Origin of the sequence: Selenomonas sp. oral taxon 126 (assembly GCF_001683335.1) — a bacterium.
GTDB lineage: Bacteria > Bacillota > Negativicutes > Selenomonadales > Selenomonadaceae > Centipeda.
The window spans coordinates 185,056-203,642 of sequence record NZ_CP016201.1 but is presented as its reverse complement, the minus strand read 5'-3'; the positions used below and the strand labels follow the sequence as shown (position 1 = coordinate 203,642).

16 protein-coding genes and 1 pseudogene are annotated in these 18,587 nt (G+C 55.9%); 14 read left to right on the top strand and 3 right to left on the bottom strand.

The genetic code is table 11. From position 1 onward, the window contains the following. Positions 1-752 (top strand): hypothetical protein (locus AXF19_RS00830; protein ID WP_172837339.1); only part of this gene is annotated, 752 nt, incomplete at its 5' end. Between the two features lie 273 nt (positions 753-1,025). On the opposite strand, the gene AXF19_RS14860 is transcribed toward AXF19_RS00830, so the two are convergent. Beyond that, the gene (locus tag AXF19_RS14860) at positions 1,026-1,118 is read right to left on the bottom strand and encodes a hypothetical protein (protein ID WP_237141722.1); all 93 of its coding nucleotides are present in this window, start codon (positions 1,116-1,118) and stop codon (positions 1,026-1,028) included. 653 nt (positions 1,119-1,771) lie between these two features. Between AXF19_RS14860 and AXF19_RS00825 the strand changes: the two genes are divergently transcribed. From AXF19_RS00825 to AXF19_RS00810, 4 genes are all read left to right on the top strand, one after another. Beyond that, the gene (locus AXF19_RS00825; protein WP_061946363.1) at positions 1,772-3,004 is read left to right on the top strand and encodes an AAA family ATPase; all 1,233 of its coding nucleotides are present in this window, start codon (positions 1,772-1,774) and stop codon (positions 3,002-3,004) included. Positions 3,005-3,015: 11 nt separating this feature from the next. Then, positions 3,016-3,660 carry a DUF4276 family protein gene (locus AXF19_RS00820; RefSeq protein WP_066843768.1) on the top strand — a complete coding sequence of 215 codons (645 nt, stop codon included), beginning with the start codon at positions 3,016-3,018 and terminating at the stop codon, positions 3,658-3,660. 79 nt (positions 3,661-3,739) lie between these two features. Then, positions 3,740-4,714, top strand: coding sequence for an SDR family oxidoreductase (locus AXF19_RS00815; RefSeq protein ID WP_066843765.1), 975 nt, complete (start codon positions 3,740-3,742; stop codon positions 4,712-4,714). 141 nt (positions 4,715-4,855) lie between these two features. After that, positions 4,856-5,575, top strand: coding sequence for an HI0074 family nucleotidyltransferase substrate-binding subunit (locus AXF19_RS00810; protein ID WP_066843762.1), 720 nt, complete (start codon positions 4,856-4,858; stop codon positions 5,573-5,575). A 73-nt stretch (positions 5,576-5,648) separates the two neighbouring features. On the opposite strand, the gene mtnA is transcribed toward AXF19_RS00810, so the two are convergent. Both mtnA and AXF19_RS00800 read right to left on the bottom strand, forming a co-directional pair. Then, positions 5,649-6,704: an S-methyl-5-thioribose-1-phosphate isomerase gene (mtnA, locus tag AXF19_RS00805; RefSeq protein WP_066843759.1), complete on the bottom strand. Its 1,056-nt coding sequence runs from the start codon at positions 6,702-6,704 to the stop codon at positions 5,649-5,651. Between the two features lie 130 nt (positions 6,705-6,834). Beyond that, positions 6,835-7,479, bottom strand: a complete 645-nt coding sequence (locus AXF19_RS00800) for a class II aldolase/adducin family protein (RefSeq protein ID WP_066843756.1) — start codon at positions 7,477-7,479, stop codon at positions 6,835-6,837. 220 nt (positions 7,480-7,699) lie between these two features. On the opposite strand from AXF19_RS00800, the gene gap reads away from it, so the two are divergent. From gap to AXF19_RS00755, 9 genes and pseudogenes are all read left to right on the top strand, one after another. Next, complete coding sequence (gene gap, locus AXF19_RS00795) at positions 7,700-8,713, top strand: type I glyceraldehyde-3-phosphate dehydrogenase (RefSeq protein WP_066843753.1); 1,014 nt, start codon at positions 7,700-7,702, stop codon at positions 8,711-8,713. A gap of 165 nt (positions 8,714-8,878) precedes the next feature. Continuing rightward, complete coding sequence (locus AXF19_RS00790) at positions 8,879-10,072, top strand: phosphoglycerate kinase (protein WP_066843750.1); 1,194 nt, start codon at positions 8,879-8,881, stop codon at positions 10,070-10,072. 26 nt (positions 10,073-10,098) lie between these two features. Then, positions 10,099-10,848 carry a triose-phosphate isomerase gene (gene tpiA / locus AXF19_RS00785; RefSeq protein WP_066843748.1) on the top strand — a complete coding sequence of 250 codons (750 nt, stop codon included), beginning with the start codon at positions 10,099-10,101 and terminating at the stop codon, positions 10,846-10,848. A 353-nt stretch (positions 10,849-11,201) separates the two neighbouring features. Beyond that, a complete protein-coding gene (gene gpmI / locus AXF19_RS00780) occupies positions 11,202-12,758 on the top strand; it encodes a 2,3-bisphosphoglycerate-independent phosphoglycerate mutase (protein WP_066843744.1) in 1,557 nt (518 codons plus the stop codon). A 118-nt stretch (positions 12,759-12,876) separates the two neighbouring features. Further along, the gene (locus AXF19_RS00775; protein ID WP_066843741.1) at positions 12,877-13,236 is read left to right on the top strand and encodes a YkvA family protein; all 360 of its coding nucleotides are present in this window, start codon (positions 12,877-12,879) and stop codon (positions 13,234-13,236) included. Then, positions 13,233-15,380, top strand: coding sequence for a DNA topoisomerase III (locus tag AXF19_RS00770; RefSeq protein WP_066843738.1), 2,148 nt, complete (start codon positions 13,233-13,235; stop codon positions 15,378-15,380). Before AXF19_RS00775 ends, AXF19_RS00770 begins: the two co-directional genes overlap by 4 nt. 1 nt (position 15,381) lies before the next feature. Next, positions 15,382-16,485: a DEAD/DEAH box helicase gene (locus AXF19_RS00765; RefSeq protein WP_066843735.1), complete on the top strand. Its 1,104-nt coding sequence runs from the start codon at positions 15,382-15,384 to the stop codon at positions 16,483-16,485. A 190-nt stretch (positions 16,486-16,675) separates the two neighbouring features. Further along, a complete protein-coding gene (locus AXF19_RS00760) occupies positions 16,676-18,019 on the top strand; it encodes a hemolysin family protein (protein ID WP_066843732.1) in 1,344 nt (447 codons plus the stop codon). A 2-nt stretch (positions 18,020-18,021) separates the two neighbouring features. Continuing rightward, positions 18,022-18,587, top strand: a pseudogene (locus tag AXF19_RS00755) (hexokinase); the annotation flags it as partial.

Below are 18,587 nucleotides of genomic sequence, written 5' to 3'. Positions count from 1 at the left end.
AGTTCAAAGGGGATACGAGTGCTGCAATCGAGGGGTGGAACAATTTGCTGACGAAAAAAGATGTATACAGACCTGTTATTCGCAGATTGTTGGTTGAAGGTTATGCCTGTGAATGTGGAGGACGATGGAATAAACTTAACAAAAAGAAACAGGAATATGTAAATAAAATTCTTGAGGCCAATATTGCGGAAGAGAGAGATGAGCCCAAGAATGTTCTCAAGTGGTTTTATTTCATTAGGCTTTTTGAAGGAAATTTAAGGAAAGCTGTTCAATCTTTTTCTATGTCGTCATCATATGATGATATGGTATACTATTTTTATGGAATGGTTGTCTCTTACGTGTATGTTGTTGAATATCAAGATAATGAATTTATGAATATGGCGCAGCGATATGCGAATAAATGTGAAAATTTGGCGAGAAATTTTCCTAACCGTAGTGCTGTAAAAGAGTTCTATGATCCACAAAAAACGGATATACTGAGTATTGTCGATTATCATTCCCTAAGACAGAATAGGGAGGGATTTGACGATGTTCTGGCTGCCGTACATAAAATTGAAGGACGAATTCTTCGTATTGATAAACCCGAGTCCGGCGTAATTCAGATTGAAGGAACTAAATTCCAGGTGAAGTTTAATCCGAGCCGAAATAAGGAGGCCATTTATAGAAAGGATAGAGATGAAAATAAACGAGTTGAATTTGTTCTAGGATTTCGATATGAGGGACCCTATGCATATGCTGTTACAAGTCTCTAGAGAATCACTGAAAAATTCTGGCTCGTCGCTGTTTGATATAAGTAGATGAAAGATTAGCAGGTCTTATCATAGCACTCAATCAACTTAGCCATGCGCTCATCCATCAACAACTGGTTGCGCACGAGTAGGGAGTGTGAATGTCAATGAAAAAGTGAGCCACATTTGATCAAGAAAAAGTGAGCCATGTGATCATGAATCATTGAGCCATTAAGACATATTCAGACGTTGCTGCTGGTTCGACAGACGGTAAGATTCACCGTTCAATTTCGCTTGTCAAGGGCGCTGCATTTCTTGTAGCGAGTAGGCAGGCGCGTTTATGCTGAATGCTGTCATCAAGTGCGTCTTGCCTGTGCCGGGGTTGCCCATCAGCACGAGGTTCTCGTGCTGGTCGTGGCCGGTCGTCTGGGAGGATATGCGGCGGACTTCCGTGCATCTGCGTCGTAGGGATGCTTGGGTAGTGGCAAGAGGGGCTGGTCGATGAGGTTTTCCATGAGTCCCTTTTTCGTTGCCGCTCCTGGCATTGCAGAAGTTCGTTTGTAAGCAGTAGTGTGCCGCGAGTGCCGTATTGATTTCCAGCGGCACTCGCGACATGGTTTGTATTTCATTCCATCGTCAACCGATGGCATCAAAGTGTAAAATAAGCCTAGAGCTGTTGCAGGAAAAAAGTGAAAATTATCGAATTTTAGTAAAAGTATAAAGGAAATGAGCCTCCGCGCTGTTTGATATGGATAGCCGAAAAGAAACGAATGTTCTTTGTGCTCGTATACTTCCCTGATAGTGGACAGATTATGGGTTTTGGACGTCTAGGTTCAGTTTGCCACATTCTAGATATACGAGCAATCTGGACGAATTTGAGATGGCGCCAGGTTCTCGGTGCGGCGTCGTAAGCAGGATAGCTTTTGCCGCAATGGCCTTGCGGGCAGGGAAACTTCCCTCCACGTCGAATAAAACGCCGTTTTTAGGCGTTGCCCATAGTGAACAGTGAAAGGTTCGTTTGTATTTTTATCAGGAGAAGGATTATGGCCCTTATTGAAGGAATTCGCATTCAAAATTATTGTGCATTACGAGACGTTACCTTGGGGAGGATTGGAACAATACCGGAGTATCGTGATGCTGAGGCGCTTACACCTTTGACAGTAGTAATAGGAAAAAATGGAGCAGGGAAAAGTTCTATTTTCGATGCATTTGGCTTTTTGGCAGATTGTATGGAAAAAGATATTGAGTCTGCTTGCAATGCACGTGGCAGAGGCGGTTTTGATAAACTAATCTCATCCGGAAAAGAGTCTGAGAATATCAGTATCACCGTATATTATCGCGAGTCTCATAACGATCGGCCGATTACGTATGAAGTTTCTATTGGACGTGTAGATGATGATGGTCTTCCTATCGTAAAAACAGAACGGCTAAGACAAAGGCCTAAAAGCAATAAGACGGGAAAACCTCTATCCTTTTTATATCTAGATCACGGAAAAGGCTCTGTTTGGATCGGAGATGAGGCAGTAGAGGGGGACAATCTGGAAAGAAAGGACGTTGAACTTGACCCGCATCGTCTGGCAATTGCATCTTTGGCAGAGCAAGTAAAGGAAAATCCCCGTATTGCGAAGTTTAAGCGCTTTATACGAAGTTGGTATTTAAGCTATTTTACTCCTGATGCAGCACGGCAGATTCCACAGGCGGGGATGCAGGAACATTTGAATTTGCATGCAGATAATGTGGGAAATTTTGTTCAGTATTTGGCACGGAAACACGAACGAACATTTCGAAAAATACTGGAAAGTATTTCAGAAAAGATTCCTGGAATTGGCAGAATTGAGCCATATCGAGATGAAGTGACAAATAATCTCTATCTTTTGTTTAGGGATAAAGGTTTCGCAAAACCGTTTAATCAACGACAGATGTCGGATGGAACATTAAAAATGCTTTGTTATTTGCTTTTAATTTACGATCCGAATCCGGCTCCATTTATTTGCATCGAGGAACCTGAAAATGGTCTCTATCATCAGTTGGTGTCAGCTTTGGTGAATGAATTGCGAGATCATGCTACTGGGAGGAAGAACGGTTCTCAGATTTTTATTACAACCCACCAACCCTACTTGGTTGATGCAATGCAACCGGAAGAAGTGTGGATTTTAAAAAAGGGAGAAAATGGATTTTCGTCTATACAACGTGTTAGTGAAATTCCTTATGTAAAAGAAATGGTAGCGGAAGGTCAACCTTTAGGTGCATTATGGTATAGTGACTATCTGGATTGAAGAGGAAATTTATGCATTATGAGATTTTGGTGGAGGGACAATCTGAGCTGACTCTGCTTTCCACTATTATGCCGCAGATCCTTGGAGCATATAACGAGCCGCATACATGGAAAATACATAAACACCGAGGTATTGGCAAATTACCACAAGATATGGCTGCAAATCCAAACCCGACCAATCCGAGTTTATTGCATAATTTGCCTGCGAAATTACGAGCGTATGGACGTCGTACAGATGATCAATTAACGGTTGTTGTTCTAGTGGATTTGGATGATCATTCAGATTGTCGAATACTGAAGCAGATGTTGCTCCGCACTCTGGATTTTTGCCCACAACGGCCACGGTGTTTGTTTCGAATTGCAATTGAGGAACTGGAAGCTTGGATGCTTGGAGATCGCGAGGCTTTGATTGCTGCCTATCCAGATATAAATTTAGAGATTTTAGATACGTATGTTCAAGATTCTCAGTGCGGTACGTGGGAACTTTTAATACGCGCTGTGTATGGAGAGGGGGCTCTGCGACAGCATCGTTCACTGGGGTTGATGCATAAAAAAACAGATGTGGCAAAGAATATTTCGAGACATATGCTCGTGGATAAGAATTGTTCTGCGAGTTTTCAGGAATTTTGTAACGGACTAAAGAAGATGCAGTTTTAGAAGTGTTCTGCCGATAAGGAGGAGTGGAGAGAATATTGCTATGTTCCAGTGATCTTGGCGTGGAAAGCGGGAGAATATCATGAACTATCGTACAATCGTATTTCCGGAGAACAGTTTATTCCTGGTCACAGGAGGCGCGGGCTTTATCGGCTCAAATCTAGCCGAAGCGCTGCTCAATATGGGGCATAGGGTTCGCGTGCTGGATAATCTGTCAACGGGATATGCGAAGAATATCGCGGGATTTCGAGGGAATCCGAAGTTTGAGTTCGTCGAGGGGGATATTCGGGATGCGGCGCTTTGTAACCGTGTGTGCCAAGGGGCGGACTATGTGCTGCATCAGGCGGCGGCGGTGAGTGTGCCGGAGAGCATTGAACAGCCAGTGGAGTATACGCTGACGAATATTGTGGGCACGGTCAATATGATGGAGGCGGCGGCAAAGAACGGCGTGCAGAAGTTCACCTATGCGTCGAGCGCTGCGGTGTATGGCGACGATGAGACGATGCCGAAGCGCGAGGAGATCGTGGGGCGGCGGCTCTCGACCTATGCGGTGACGAAGTTCGTCGCGGAGGAGTACGCGCATCAGTACACGATGCACTACGGGCTGGACTGCTATGGAATGCGGTACTTCAATGTCTACGGTCGTCGTCAGGATCCGAATGGTGCATACGCGGCGGTGATTCCGAAGTTCATCGAGTGTCTGCTACGTGATGAGCCGCCGACGATTAACGGCGACGGGGAGCAGTCACGTGATTTCGTCTACGTGGAGGATGTTGTGCAGGCGAACCTCCTCGCATGCGTCGCATCACATGAGGCGGCGGGCGAGGCATATAATGTCGCGGCGGGCAAGCGGTCAAGCCTGAATGAGATGTATGCCGTGCTCAGTGAATTGTTTGGCAAAGACCTTAGGCCAATCTTCGGTCCGGAGCGCAAGGGAGATATTCGCCACAGCGGGGCGGACATCTCGAAGATCTGCAAAAATCTCGGCTATGCGCCGGAGTATGATTTTGAGAAGGGGATCAAGGAAGCGATTCAGTGGTATAAAGAGAATCTGTAAACTAAACGGCAGTACCGTATTCTACCTCACACTAGAATACGGTACTGTCGTTTTTGCTTGGCATGCTTCTGTGGAGAAGGTGATTTGTTTTACAGAGAGAATATATACAATACTGAAATTGTCCGATTGGAGTGATAAGATGTGTATGGATTAACGAGTGCACAATGGAAGCAAATCTATCATATCTTAGATCGGCATCGCGATCTGATCCACCGGGTTAGGCTTTTTGGTTCAAGGGCACGCGGAGATTACCGTGTGACATCCGATGTCGATTTAGCGATAGAAAACGATCAAGACATAAGAAGCACCTTGTTGGAGGAATTTGAGCAGAGCAATTTACCCTATACATTCGATATTGTGCTTTACGATCACCAAACGAATGAAAAGCTGCGAGATGCAATTGATCGAGAGGGAAAACTCCTTTTTTGTGTGGAGGCAGGGAGAAGTGTTATGACAGTGGAGCGGATTCGCCTGAAAGCGGAAGATTATCATCGGGCATTATTGAGATTACAGACAGCGTTGAAAAAAGAAGCTGATCTGGATGATATGTATTTGGATGCGACGATTCAGCGTTTTGAATTTTGTTTTGAGCTTGCATGGAAGTTGATGAAGGCAGTTTTGGAGTATGAAGGTATCGAGGCAAACAGTCCGCGCAGCAGCATCCGAGAAGGATGGAAACAGGGGCTGATTTCGGATGCTGTAGCGTGGCTGGATATGATGGAGAAGCGTAATCTATCATCGCATACCTATGATGAGAATGTGGCGCGGGATATTTATCATGAGGTGAGGGAACGGTATGCTGATCTGTTGGAAGTGCTGGATCGAAGGATAAATCAGTGGCTTATGGATGTGAATGTGTAAAAAAGCATAACAGAGCTGTTGCACAAGTTAAAAAGACTTCCCACAATAGCTCTTTGCAAATCAAAAGTAACGGCTAGATTTTGTTGGAGGTAAGGTTTTCGAGATCGCTCACGACTCCCTCCTCTGTCACAATCGCCGTAATCAGCTCATGATCTGTGACATCAAACGCAGGGTTATACACGTTCACGCCCTTTGGTGCCATGCGTTCCGAGTACCACATGTCGGTGACTTCCTCCGGTGGGCGCTGTTCGATGTGGATGTCCTTGCCTGTCGGGGTGTTCATGTCGATGGTGGAGGTGGGGGCGCAGACGTAGAAGGGGATGCCGTAGTGTTTGGCGAGGATGGCGACGCCCGAGGTGCCGATTTTGTTCGCAACGTCGCCGTTGGCGGCGACGCGGTCGCAGCCGACGAATACGGCGTCAATCCAGCCGTTTTTCATGACGGTTGATGCCATGTTGTCGCATATCAATGTGACGTCCATGCCGGCGGAACTGAGTTCGTATGCGGTGAGGCGCGCCCCTTGCAGGAGCGGGCGGGTTTCGTCGGCGTAGATTTTGAAGTGGTAGCCTTTTTGGTGGCCAAGGTACATGACGGCGGTTGCGGTGCCGTATTTGGCTGTGGCGAGCTGTCCTGCATTGCAGTGGGTGAGCAGGCCGTATCCGGGCTTGACGAGGGTGAGCGCGTGCTCGCCTATTTTTTTGCAGATGTCGATGTCTTCCTGTTTGATGCGCAGGGCTTCATCACGCAGGAGCGTTCGGATTTCGGGGATGGATTTGCCCTTTGCGTTTTTGACAACCGTTTCCATGCGGTTCAGGGCCCACGAGAGGTTGACGGCAGTGGGGCGAGAGGAGTTGAGGTAGTCGGCGGCGGCGTGGAAGCGGCGTGCAAATTCATCGTAGTCGTCGGTGTCGATCTCAAGTGCGGCGAGGTAGATGCCGATGGCAGCGGCATCACCGATGGCGGGTGCACCGCGCACTTGGAGGTCACGGATTGCCGTCCAGATTTCGCCCTGCGTTTTGAGGTGGAGGTATTCGGCGCAGTTCGGGAGTTTGGTCTGGTCGATGATAACGAGGGCGCGTTCCTCTTCGTCGAGTGCGAGGGTCTCCATGTCGAGGATGTTGGTGTTCATTGAGTGCCTCTTTTCATAAAATGCATCATGGCGCCCCTTCCATATGTATGGAGCGCCCCTATCGGCTCGCGTTGCTCGCCACTTCCCCCGTTCCGACGGGGGAAGCTGATGTTAGAGGTATGAAGGTGCATTATACACTCGGATACTTCCACTTTTCCAGTTCGTCCGCAGGAATGGTCGGCGGCTCGTGTCCGAGGACGGTGAGGGTGCGGTAGTAGATGTCGGCGAGTTCTTCGACGTAGCTTGCCTTGAGCAGGGCTTCCTTGAGACTGTCTGCGACGGCGACGACGCCGTGCGCCTGCATGAGTGCCACGTCGGAGATGGCAAGCGGTGCAAGGACGTTCTCTGCCGCCGCGCGTGTGCCGGGGCGACCGTAGGGTGCGACGGGGACGTAGCCCTCCTTGCAGCCAAGCATGGAGAGTTCGTAGACGATGGCGGGGATCTCCTTGTTCATGACGGCAAATGCAGTTGCCGCGCGCGAATGGGTATGTGCGACGGCGCGGACGTCGCTGCGGCTGCGGTAGATCGCCGTGTGCATCATGAGTTCGCTGGTGGGTCTCCGATCATGCAGAGACTCGACGGTATGCCCCTCCATATCGATCACAACGATGTCGTCCGTCGTCATTTCCTCGCGATCCATGCCGGTCGGCGTGATGCAGATGAGTCCCGTCGCCGTGTCGCGCACGCTGAAATTGCCGGAGCGATGTCTGCACAGTCCCGCGCGGTCTGCTTGCAAGGCGTAGCGGCGTACGTCCTCTTTGATTGTTTCGAGCATCATAACCCTCCTCACGTTCTATTATCCATATTTTAGCGAAAATTTGCGCGCTGTGGCAAGCGATTTTTACATCTGCATAAAATATTCCTTGAAAAGCGCGCTGCGCCAGATAAAAAGTTTGACTTTTATTGGGAATGGTTTATAATATAAATCGTATGAAGAGCGCGGCGGCAAGAGGCACGCAGCGCCAAGAACTAGGGACTCAACAGGGGGTATTTCAATGGCAGTAAAAGTTGCTATCAATGGTTTTGGCCGTATCGGTCGTCTCGCGTTCCGTCAGATGTTCGATGCTCCCGGCTATGAGGTTGTTGCGATCAACGATCTGACGAGCCCGAAGATGCTCGCACATCTCCTGAAGTATGACTCCACGCAGGGTCGTTATAAGTATGCGGATTCGGTCACGGCGGGTGAGGATTCCATCACGGTCAACGGCAAGAAGATCAATATCTACGCACAGGCGGATGCATCGCAGATCCCCTGGGGCAAGCATGATGTCGATGTCGTGCTCGAGTGCACGGGCTTCTACACGGCAAAGGCAAAGGCTGAGGCACATCTGAAGGCCGGCGCAAAGAAGGTTGTCATCTCCGCTCCTGCGGGCAACGACCTCCCGACGATTGTCTACAACGTCAACCACAAGAAGCTGACGAAGGAGGACAAGGTCATCTCGGCTGCGTCCTGCACGACGAACTGCCTCGCTCCGATGGCAAAGGCGCTGAACGATCTCGCTCCGATTAAGAGCGGCATCATGGCGACGATCCATGCGTATACGGGCGACCAGATGCCGCTCGATGGCCCGCAGCGCAAGGGCGACCTCCGTCGCAGCCGCGCAGCAGCGCTCAACATCGTTCCAAACTCCACGGGCGCAGCAAAGGCGATCGGTCTCGTCATCCCCGAGCTGAACGGCAAGCTCATCGGCTCGGCACAGCGCGTTCCGACCCCGACGGGCTCCACGACGCTCCTCTATGCAGTGGTCGAGGGCAAGGTCACGGTCGATCAGGTCAACGAGCAGATGAAGAAGGAAGCAACGGAGTCGTTCGCATACAACACGGACGAGATCGTCTCCAGCGACATCATCGGCACGACGTACGGCTCGATCTTCGACGCGACGCAGACGATGGTCAGCGACACGGGTGACGGCAACACGCTCGTCCAGGTCGTCTCTTGGTATGACAACGAGAACAGCTACACGAGCCAGATGGTGCGCACGATCAAGTACTTTGCGGAACTCGGCTGACAAGTAAACAGAGATATACGGGATGTGGATGCGAATAGCTAGCGTTTGCTCCATGTTACCGTATGCATACGATCTTTCACGAGGTCCGGCCGACGTTTGGGCCGGATCTCGTTTCTTTTTAGGAAATACTGATACAGTCAGCGATTCCTTTATGGAGGGGACAATATGAATAAAAAGACAATGCTTCACATTGAGCCGCACGGGAAAAAGGTATTTGTCCGTGTGGACTTCAACGTGCCGATGGATGAGAACCAGCACATCACGAACGACACGCGCATTCGCGCGACGCTCCCGACGATTCAGCATCTCCTGAATGCGGGCGCAGCGGTCATCCTCGCCTGCCATGTCGGCCGTCCGACGGAGGCACGCGAGCCGCAGTTCTCGACGCGTCCGATTGTGGCACGTCTTGAGGAGTGCCTCGGGCAGCCCGTCAAGTGGGCGCCGGACTGCGTTGGGCCTGAGGCGGAGAAGGCTGCTGCCGAGCTGAAGCCGGGTGAGGTGCTGCTCCTCGAGAACCTGCGCTATCACAAGGCGGAGAAGAAGAACGATCCCGAGTTTGCAAAGCAGCTGGCTTCGCTTGCTGACATTGCAGTGGACGATGCATTCGGCGTTGCACACCGCGCGCACGCTTCGAACGTCGGCATCACGGCGCATCTCGAGACGGTTGCGGGCTTCCTCATGGAGAAGGAGATCAACTACATCGGCAAGACGCTCGAGGCGCCGAAGCGCCCGTTCGTCGCCATCATCGGCGGCGCAAAGGTCTCGGACAAGATCGGCGTCATCGAGAACATGATCGACAAGGTCGACACGATCATCATCGGGGGGGGCATGGCACACACCTTTGACGCGTCGAAGGGCTATCCCGTCGGCGACTCCCTCGTGGAGCGCGACAAAATTGAGCTTGCGAAGGAGCTGCTCGAAAAGGCGGAGAAGAAGGGCGTAAAGGTCGTCCTGCCCGTCGATCTCGTCGTCGCGGACAAGTTCGCAGCAGATGCGAACACGAAGATTGTTGACGTGGACAAGGTGCCCGAGGGCTGGCAGGCGCTTGACAGCGGCCCGAAGACCTCCGAGGAGTATGTCAATGCACTGAAGGGCGCAAAGACGGTCATCTGGAACGGCCCCATGGGCGTGTTCGAGTTTGATGCCTTTGCAAAGGGCACGGAGGCAGTTGCGCGCGCCGTGGCACAGGCGACGAAGGAAGGCGCAATCTCCATCGTCGGCGGCGGCGACTCGATTGCGGCGCTGAAGAAGACGGGGCTCTCGGAGAAGATCTCGCACATCTCGACAGGCGGCGGCGCAACGCTGGAGCTGCTCGAGGGCAAGGTGCTCCCGGGCATTGCGGCACTCGCGGACGAATAAGACGAACGATAGAGGAGAACATATATATGGCAAGAACACCGATTATTGCAGGAAATTGGAAGATGAACAACACGGTCGCGGCGGGTGTCGCGCTCGTGAAGGAGCTTGCTCCGCTCGTAAAGGATGCAAAGGCGACGGTCGTTGTCTGCCCGACGGCGACGGCGCTCGCGGGCGTCACCGAGGCGGTCAAGGGGACGAACATTGCAGTCGGCGCGCAGAATGTGCACTGGGAGAAGAGCGGCGCATATACGGGCGAGATCTCGACGGAGATGCTCACGGAGCTCGGCGTCTCCTACTGCGTGCTCGGCCACAGCGAGCGCCGCGACTACTTTGGCGAGACGAACGAGGGCGTGAACAAGCGCGCTCATGCGGCATATGCGGCGGGCATCACGCCGATCATCTGCTGCGGAGAGTCGCTCGAGATCCGCGAGGCGGGCACATACCTCGCCTACGTTGCGTATCAGATCGAGGCGGCGCTCGCCGGCTTCGAGGCGGCAGACGTAGCGAAGCTCGTCATTGCCTATGAGCCGATCTGGGCGATCGGCACGGGCAAGACGGCGACGTTCGATCAGGCGGAGGAGGTCTGCGCCCACATCCGCAAGACCATCGAGGCGAAGTACGGCGCGGCGGCAGCCGAGGGCGTACGCATCCAGTACGGCGGCAGTGTGAAGCCCGCGACGATTGCAGGTCTCATGGAGAAGCCGAATGTCGACGGCGCACTCGTCGGCGGCGCGGCGCTCAAGGCGAAGGATTTCGCTGCGATCGTCAATTTCTGATTACAGGCTCTTTGTCATATGTTACGGAAAAACGGACACAGACCCGTGCGATGCTCCAAAGCAAACCCTAGTGGAGCAAGCGGAGAAAAGCGTTCGACTCGCCCCCTGCGGATTTCTTTCGTTCAAGCGCAGCGCGTTTAAGAAGTCCGCAGGTATTTAGGCGAACGAGAACGCGACCGCTTGCGTAACTAAGCGTTTGCGTGGAGCTTGCACGGAGTCACTCCGTAACATTTATCATAGAACCTTGTTCACACAGATCCATACACTTGCTTGGTTGGCGCGGATGCTTCGCTTTGCGGAGAATCTGCGCCTCCTGAGTATTGAGCAAAAGCTCTTAGAAAGAATCAAATATTATGGCAAAACTTAAAAACGCGCCCGTTGCCCTCATTATCATGGACGGTTTCGGCAACGGCGACCCGAACGACATGAAATACAACGCCATTGCCATGGCGAATACGCCGGTCATCGACGGACTGAAGAAACAGTATAAATACAATGAGATCAACGCCTCGGGCGAGTACGTCGGGCTGCCGGACGGGCAGATGGGCAACTCCGAGGTCGGTCACACGAACATCGGCGCGGGGCGCATTGTCTACCAGCAGCTCACGCGCATCACGCGCGACATCAAGAACGGCGACTTCTTCAAGAATGAGGCGCTGCTCACGATTGTGCGCGGGGTGAAGGAGCGCGGCGCAGCGCTGCACGTCATGGGCCTCGTCTCCCCGGGCGGCGTGCACAGCCATGACGACCATCTTTTCGGCGTGCTCGAGCTGGCAAAGCGCGAGGGGCTGACCGAGGTCTGGATCCATGCGTTCCTCGACGGTCGCGACGTGCCTCCCAAGAGCGCGCAGGAATATCTCGAGGCGGTCGAGAAGAAGGCGGCGGAGATCGGCGTCGGCAAGATTGCAACGGTCAGCGGACGCTACTACGCAATGGATCGCGACCATCGCTGGGAGCGTGAGCAGCTCGCCTATGAGGCGATTGCGCACGCAAAGGCGAAGACTGTGGCAAAGACGGCGGTGGCGGGGCTGCTTGCATCCTATGCGGACACGAGCGAGAAGCCCGAGGGCGTGACGGATGAGTTCGTCGTGCCGTTCGTGGTCGAGGGCTACCCCGGCATGAAGAACGGCGACGGCGCGATCTTCTACAATTTCCGTCCCGACCGCGCGCGTCAGCTCACGCACGCATTCGTCGACGAGACATTTGACGGCTTCCAGCGCGACGAGTCGCTGAAGATTCCGTTTGCGACGTTCTCGCAGTATGAGGCGGGCATGAATGCACTCGTCGCGTTCCCACCCGAGGAGATCGACAACACCTTCGGACAGTATGTCCACGACCTCGGCTACACCCAGCTGCGCATAGCCGAGACGGAGAAATACGCGCACGTCACGTTCTTCTTCAACGGCGGCATCGAGGAGCCGTATGGCGGCGAGGATCGCATCCTCGTACACTCCCCGAAGGTCGCGACCTACGATCTGCAGCCCGAGATGAGCGCGATCGAGGTCACGGACAAGGTGGTCGAGGCAATCAAGTCACGCAAGTACGACTTCATCATCCTCAACTATGCGAACTGTGACATGGTTGGTCACACGGGCGTCGTGCCCGCCGTTGTCAAGGCGGTTGAGACGGTCGACACCTGCGTCGGGCGCTTTGTCGATGCCATCCGCGAGGTTGGCGGCGAGGTCTGCATCACGGCGGATCACGGCAACGCGGACAAGATGTGGGACTACGAGACGAATCAGCCGTTCACGAAGCACACGACCAACCCCGTGCCGTTCATCGTGGTCTCCGACCGCGTGAAGGAAGTGCATACGGGTGCACTCTGCGACATCGCACCGACGCTTCTGACGCTCGCGGGGATTCCCATTCCGAAGGAGATGACGGGCAAGCCGCTCGTTACGCTTGCATAACTTTTTTCTACATCGGAGGGCAGCTGCCATTGTGCGGCTGTCCTTTTCATTTACATTTGAAAGAGTGCGGGCGGAATGGTATACTGTGCATAATGACGTAACATGATCGGAGGTTTTTATGCTGCGATTTCTGGTGCTGCTGCGCGCACTGCGGCGCGATATAGCCGTGCTGCTCTTTGCGATGCTGCGACGCGATACGCCGCGTGCGGTGAAGTTTCTCTTCCCGCTTGCGCTGCTCTACCTCGTCAGTCCCATTGACATCATTCCCGATACGATTCCGCTGCTCGGTGCGGTGGATGATATGGTGATCCTACCGGCGGCGACGGAGCTGCTCGTGCGGATGCTGCCCCCCGACGCGCGTGCGGAGGGCGAGCGGCGCGTGGCGCACTACGGGACGCTCATGCTCGTTGTGGCATCCATTGTCGTGATTCTCTGGTTTGTCCTCCTCGTCTGGGCACTCTCGAAGGTGTTTGCATGAGGCTCTACATCGCGGAGAAGCCGAGTGTCGGGCGTGCACTTGCCGCGTGTCTGCCGCAGCCGCATCGCAAGGGACAGGGATGGATCGAGACGGGCGGCGGCGTGGTGACGTGGCTCTTCGGTCATGTCCTCAGGCAGGCAGAGCCGGAGGAATACGATCCGAAGCTCAAGCGTTGGCGCGCGGAGGATCTGCCGATCCTGCCCGCTGAGTGGCGGCTCGTCGTGAACGAGAGCGCGGCGCAGCAGTTCGCCGTGGTCAAGGGGCTGATCGCGCGCGCGGATGAGATCGTGCACGGCGGTGACCCCGACCGCGAGGGGCAGCTGCTCGTGGACGAGGTACTGGACTTCCTCGGCAACGAAAAGCCCGTGCGGCGCATCCTCATCAACGCGCTCGATGACAAGAGCATCCACGATGCGCTCGGCGACCTGCGCGATAATGCCGATTTCCTTCCGCTGAAACGCTCGGCACTGGCGCGTGCGCGTGCGGACTGGCTCATCGGGATGAATCTCTCGCGCGCCTATACGCTTGCGGCGCGGCGTGCGGGGCACGATCGGCTCGTGCTGCCGATCGGACGCGTCAAGACACCGACGCTCGCGCTCGTTGTGCGGCGCGAGCGCGAGATCGAGAACTTTAAGCCCGCAACTTATTATTTGCTGGACGCGGTCTTTCGCCATGAGAAGACGGGCGAATCGTTCCGTGCGCGGTGGAAGCCGTCGGAGGAGCGCACACCGCTCGATCCCGAGGGGCGGCTTGTGGACGAGCATGCCGCACGCGCTGCGTTGGAGGCGTTTGGAAGCGAGCCGCAGGATGCGAAGGTGACGCGCTACGAGCGCAAGAAGAAGGAGGAGCCGCCGCCGCTTCCGTTCTCGCTGTCGGCACTGCAGGTGCTTGCGGGCAAGCGGTACGGCTATGAGCCGCAGCAGGTGCTCGACACGGCGCAGAAGCTCTATGAGGAGAAGCTGACGAGCTATCCGCGCTCGGATGCGGAGTATCTACCCGTGAATCAGCACAAGGACGCGGCGAAGATCCTCTCCAATCTCGCGGCGCTCGCGGATACACCGCTCGGTGCATGGGCGCGGGCGGCGGATGCAAAGCAGAAGTCGCGTGCGTGGAACGATGCGAAGATCTCGGCGCATCATGCGATCATCCCGACGACCGTGCCCGTGAACCTCGCGCGGCTGAGCGCGGTGGAGCGCAATGTCTACGAACTGATTGCGCGCGCCTACATTGCGCAGTTTCATCCGAACTACGTCTACGATCAGACGAAGGTCGAGGTCACATATCACGGCGAACTCTTTGCGGCGAGCGGCCGCACGGAGCGTGCGGCGGGCTGGCGTGCAATGTACCGCGCGGGAAAATCCGAGTCCGAGGACACGGAGAAGGAGGACGAGGAGAGCGCCGTTCTGCCGCCGATGAAGAAGGGCGATGCGGCGGACTATGTGTCGGCGGAGCTCGGTACGCGCCAGACGAAGCCGCCCACGCGCTTTACGCCCGCAACGCTCCTGCAGGGCATGAAGGAGATTCACAAGTATGTGAAGGATGAGGCGGCGAAGAAGATGCTGCGCGATGTCTCGGGCATCGGCACGGAGGCGACGCGTGCGAGCATCATCGAGGATCTGATTCGGCGGAAGTTCCTCCATGCAGCGGGCAAGAAAAAGGTGCTGACGCCGACGGAGGCGGCGTATCTCCTCATCGACGCGCTGCCCGATACGATGACCTATCCCGACGCAACGGCGGTCTGGGAGGATCGTCTGCACTCGATGGCAGAGGGCGAGGGCACGCCCGAGGAGTTCCTTGCGGGACAGGCGGCGTTTGCGCGCGAGTTGTGCCATGCGGCTCTATCGGCGAGGATTGCAGGCGTTGAGGGCATTCCCTGTCCTGCGTGCGGGCGCGGCGTCATGCAGAAGCGCAAGGGCAGGCACGGCGATTTCTGGGGCTGCTCCGCGTTCCCGCAGTGCCGCATGACGGCGAATGATGTCGGCGGCAAGCCGGATTTTGCAGGGAAGCGGATTCCGCGCAGCGCAGCGGGGGCATCGGGAGCGCGTCCCTCCGCGTCTCCTGCGCCCACATACACCCCGCGCGGCAGTTATACACCGACGGCGGACGAGCAGGCGGAGATGGATGCAATCTTTTTTGGAGAATAACATGACAACATTTACATCGCTCGGTGTTCCCGAACCTCTTGCGGCTGCACTCGCGCAGCGCGGCATCACAGCGCCCACGGAGATCCAGGCGGCATTCATCCCCGCCGCGCGCGCGGGGGAGAACCTCATCGGCGCGGCACCGACGGGTACGGGTAAGACGCTCGCCTACCTCCTGCCGCTCCTCGCGCGCCTCGACCCCGCCGCGCGCACGGCACAGGCGCTTGTCCTCGCGCCGACGCACGAGCTTGCGATGCAGATTGCGACGGTCGCGCGCGAGCTCGCACAGGCGGCGGGACTCGCCATCGGCGTACAGGCGCTCATCGGCGGCGCGAATATCAAGCGGCAGATCGAAGCACTCAAGAAGAAGCCCGCCGTCATCGTCGGCTCTGCGCCGCGCATTGCAGAGCTGCACCGCCTTGGCAAGCTGAAGCTCGCGGGCGTGAAGTTGCTCGTTTTGGACGAATTCGACCGCCTGCTCGGCAAGCAGCAGCTTGATGAAGTGCGCGCCGTCATCCGCCTCCTGCCGCCCGCGCGTCAGGCACTCCTCCTCTCGGCGACAGCGGGGACGGCTGCGGTGCGCATGGCGGAGAGCCTCTTTGCGCCGCGTCTCATCCGCGCGGAGGAGACGAAGGCAGTCTATCAAAACTACTATCATATTGTATCGTTTCGTGATAAAATAAAGGCAGTACAGAAGCTGACGCGCCGTCTGCCAATCAGGCGCGGGCTCGTCTTCGTCGGGCGCAGCTTCGACGCGGCACACGCGCTCGAAAAACTGCGCTTCGAAGGCATCAAGGCGGTCGCGCTCCTCGGACAGGAGCGGCGCGATCAGCGCCGTGCGGCACTGGACGCGATCCGTGCGGGGCGCGCCGAGCTGCTCATCTCCACCGATCTCGCCGCGCGCGGGCTCGACATCGAGGATGTGGACTACGTCATCCATCTCGACCTGCCCGAGGACGTGCGCACCTACCGTCATCGCGCGGGACGCACGGCGCGTGCGGGCAAGGAGGGCGCCGTCATCTCGCTCGTGGATGAGAAGGAGATGGACAAGCTGAAGGCGCTCGCCGCGCGTATGGAGATCGAACTCTCCCGTCTGCCGCGCGCCTGACCCTTTCTGACGTGAGGCAGCTAATATGCCGTGCCCCAAAGCCTCCCCCGTCGACACGGGGGAGGGGAACCGCGTGAGCGGTGGTAGGGGCGCCTTGAGTGCACAACACGAACAAAGACTTTTTGCACGAGTCAAATCGACTTGTGTAACAGTCACGATTATTATCCGTTCCCAAAGGAGGACTTCTTTCGTGGACATCGTGCCCACATTACTTGATATATTGCTCGTCGCCTTTCTGATCTTCATGAACGGCTTCTTCGTTGCGGCTGAGTTCTGCTGTGTGAAGATCCGCACCTCGCGCCTTGAGACCCTCATCGCAGAGGGGAGCAGCCGCGCCGGATATGCCAAGCAGCTTACGGAGCATCTGGACTACTCGCTCTCGGTGACACAGTTCGGCATCACACTCGCCTCGCTCGGTCTCGGCTGGGTGGGCGAACCCGCGATTGCGACCCTCATTCTGCCCGTGACGCAGCTGCTCGGACTGCCCGATGAATTCGGGCACACGATTGCGCTCGCCGTCGCCTTCACCATCATCACCTCGATGCACATCGTACTCGGCGAGCTCACGCCGAAGTCGATGGCGATTGCAAACGTCGAGAACATCATGCTTGCGATCGCGTTCCCAATGGTGCTCTTTGGCCGCGTCATGCGTCCCTTTGTCTGGATTCTGAACACGGTCGCAAATGGAATCAGCCGCCGTTTTGGCTACGATGTAAAGGGGGAGAACGAGGACGCGCACACGGAGGAGGAGATCCGCCTTCTGATGAAGGAGAGCTATCGGCAGGGGCTCATCAACAGCACCGAGGCGGACTTCGTGGACAATGTCTTCTCGTTCACGGAGCTGAACGCGCGTGAGATCATGGTGCCGCGCACAGATATGATCTGCCTCTACCTCGACGACACGCCCGCCGAGCGCATCAAGACCATCCTCGAGGAGCAGCAGACGCGCTATCCTGTCTGCTACGAGGACAAGGATCACATCATTGGTTTTATCCATGTCAAGGATCTCCTGCCGCCGCTCGTCCGCGGGGAGCGGCTGAATCTGCGCCGCTATATCCGCAAGGCGCTCGTCGTACCCGAAAGCATGGACGGCAGCGTGCTCCTGCGCACGATGCAGGAGCAGGGGTCGCAGCTCGCAATCGTGGTCGATGAGTACGGCGGCACGGCGGGGATGGTAACGGTCGAGGACATCATCGAGCAGATCGTGGGCGATATCCGCGACGAGTTTGACGAGGAACGCGAGAGCGTCGAGTGGCGTGCGGGCGCTGTCTGCTCGATTGATGCAAAGCTCCTCTTGGAGGAGGTCGCCGATCTCCTCGGTGTGCGCATCGAGGACGAGGACGTCGACAGCATCGGCGGCTGGCTCTACGACCAGCTGGGCGAGGCACCGCGCATCGGGCAGATGGCGGCGCACGCGGGCACACTGTTTTACGTCGAGGAGGTGGACGGCGTGCGCATCACGCGCGTGCTCGTCCATCTCATGCATACGGTATTGGAGGCGCAGGGGGAGACCGCGCCGCATGAGGAGGAGTAAAAATGGCATTCGATCCCGTGCTTTATGATGACATCATCGCCGCGTTTACCGTGGATGCGGAGCATCTGCACGAGGCGGCGGCAAACTTCCGTCAGGATATGCGCCTCGGCCTCTCCGGCTCCCCCGACTCCTCGCTGCGCATGTTGCCGTCCTATCTCGGACTGCCGACGGGAAAAGAGCGCGGCGACTATCTCGCGCTCGACTTCGGCGGGACGAATGTGCGCATCCTGCTCTATCGTCTCGAGGGCAATGGGAAATACGAGATGCTCTCCCACGTCGCAAAGCCGCTCAAGGTCGACGGCGTCTACGACTTCATCGGCGCGGAGGCGACGGGCGAGCAGATGTTTGACTTCATCGCGGCGCTCGTGGACGAGGCGGTCGGCGGCGACCATGAGACGCCGTACCTCCTTGGGCATACCTTTTCATTCCCGTCCGCGCAGACGAATATCAACGACGCGCGGCTCATCATCTGGACGAAGGAATTCGCAGCGCGCGGTGTCGAGGGCGAGGTTGTCAACGAGCTCCTGCGTGCGGCGCTCGTGCGGCAGGGGCTGACAAATGTCACGCC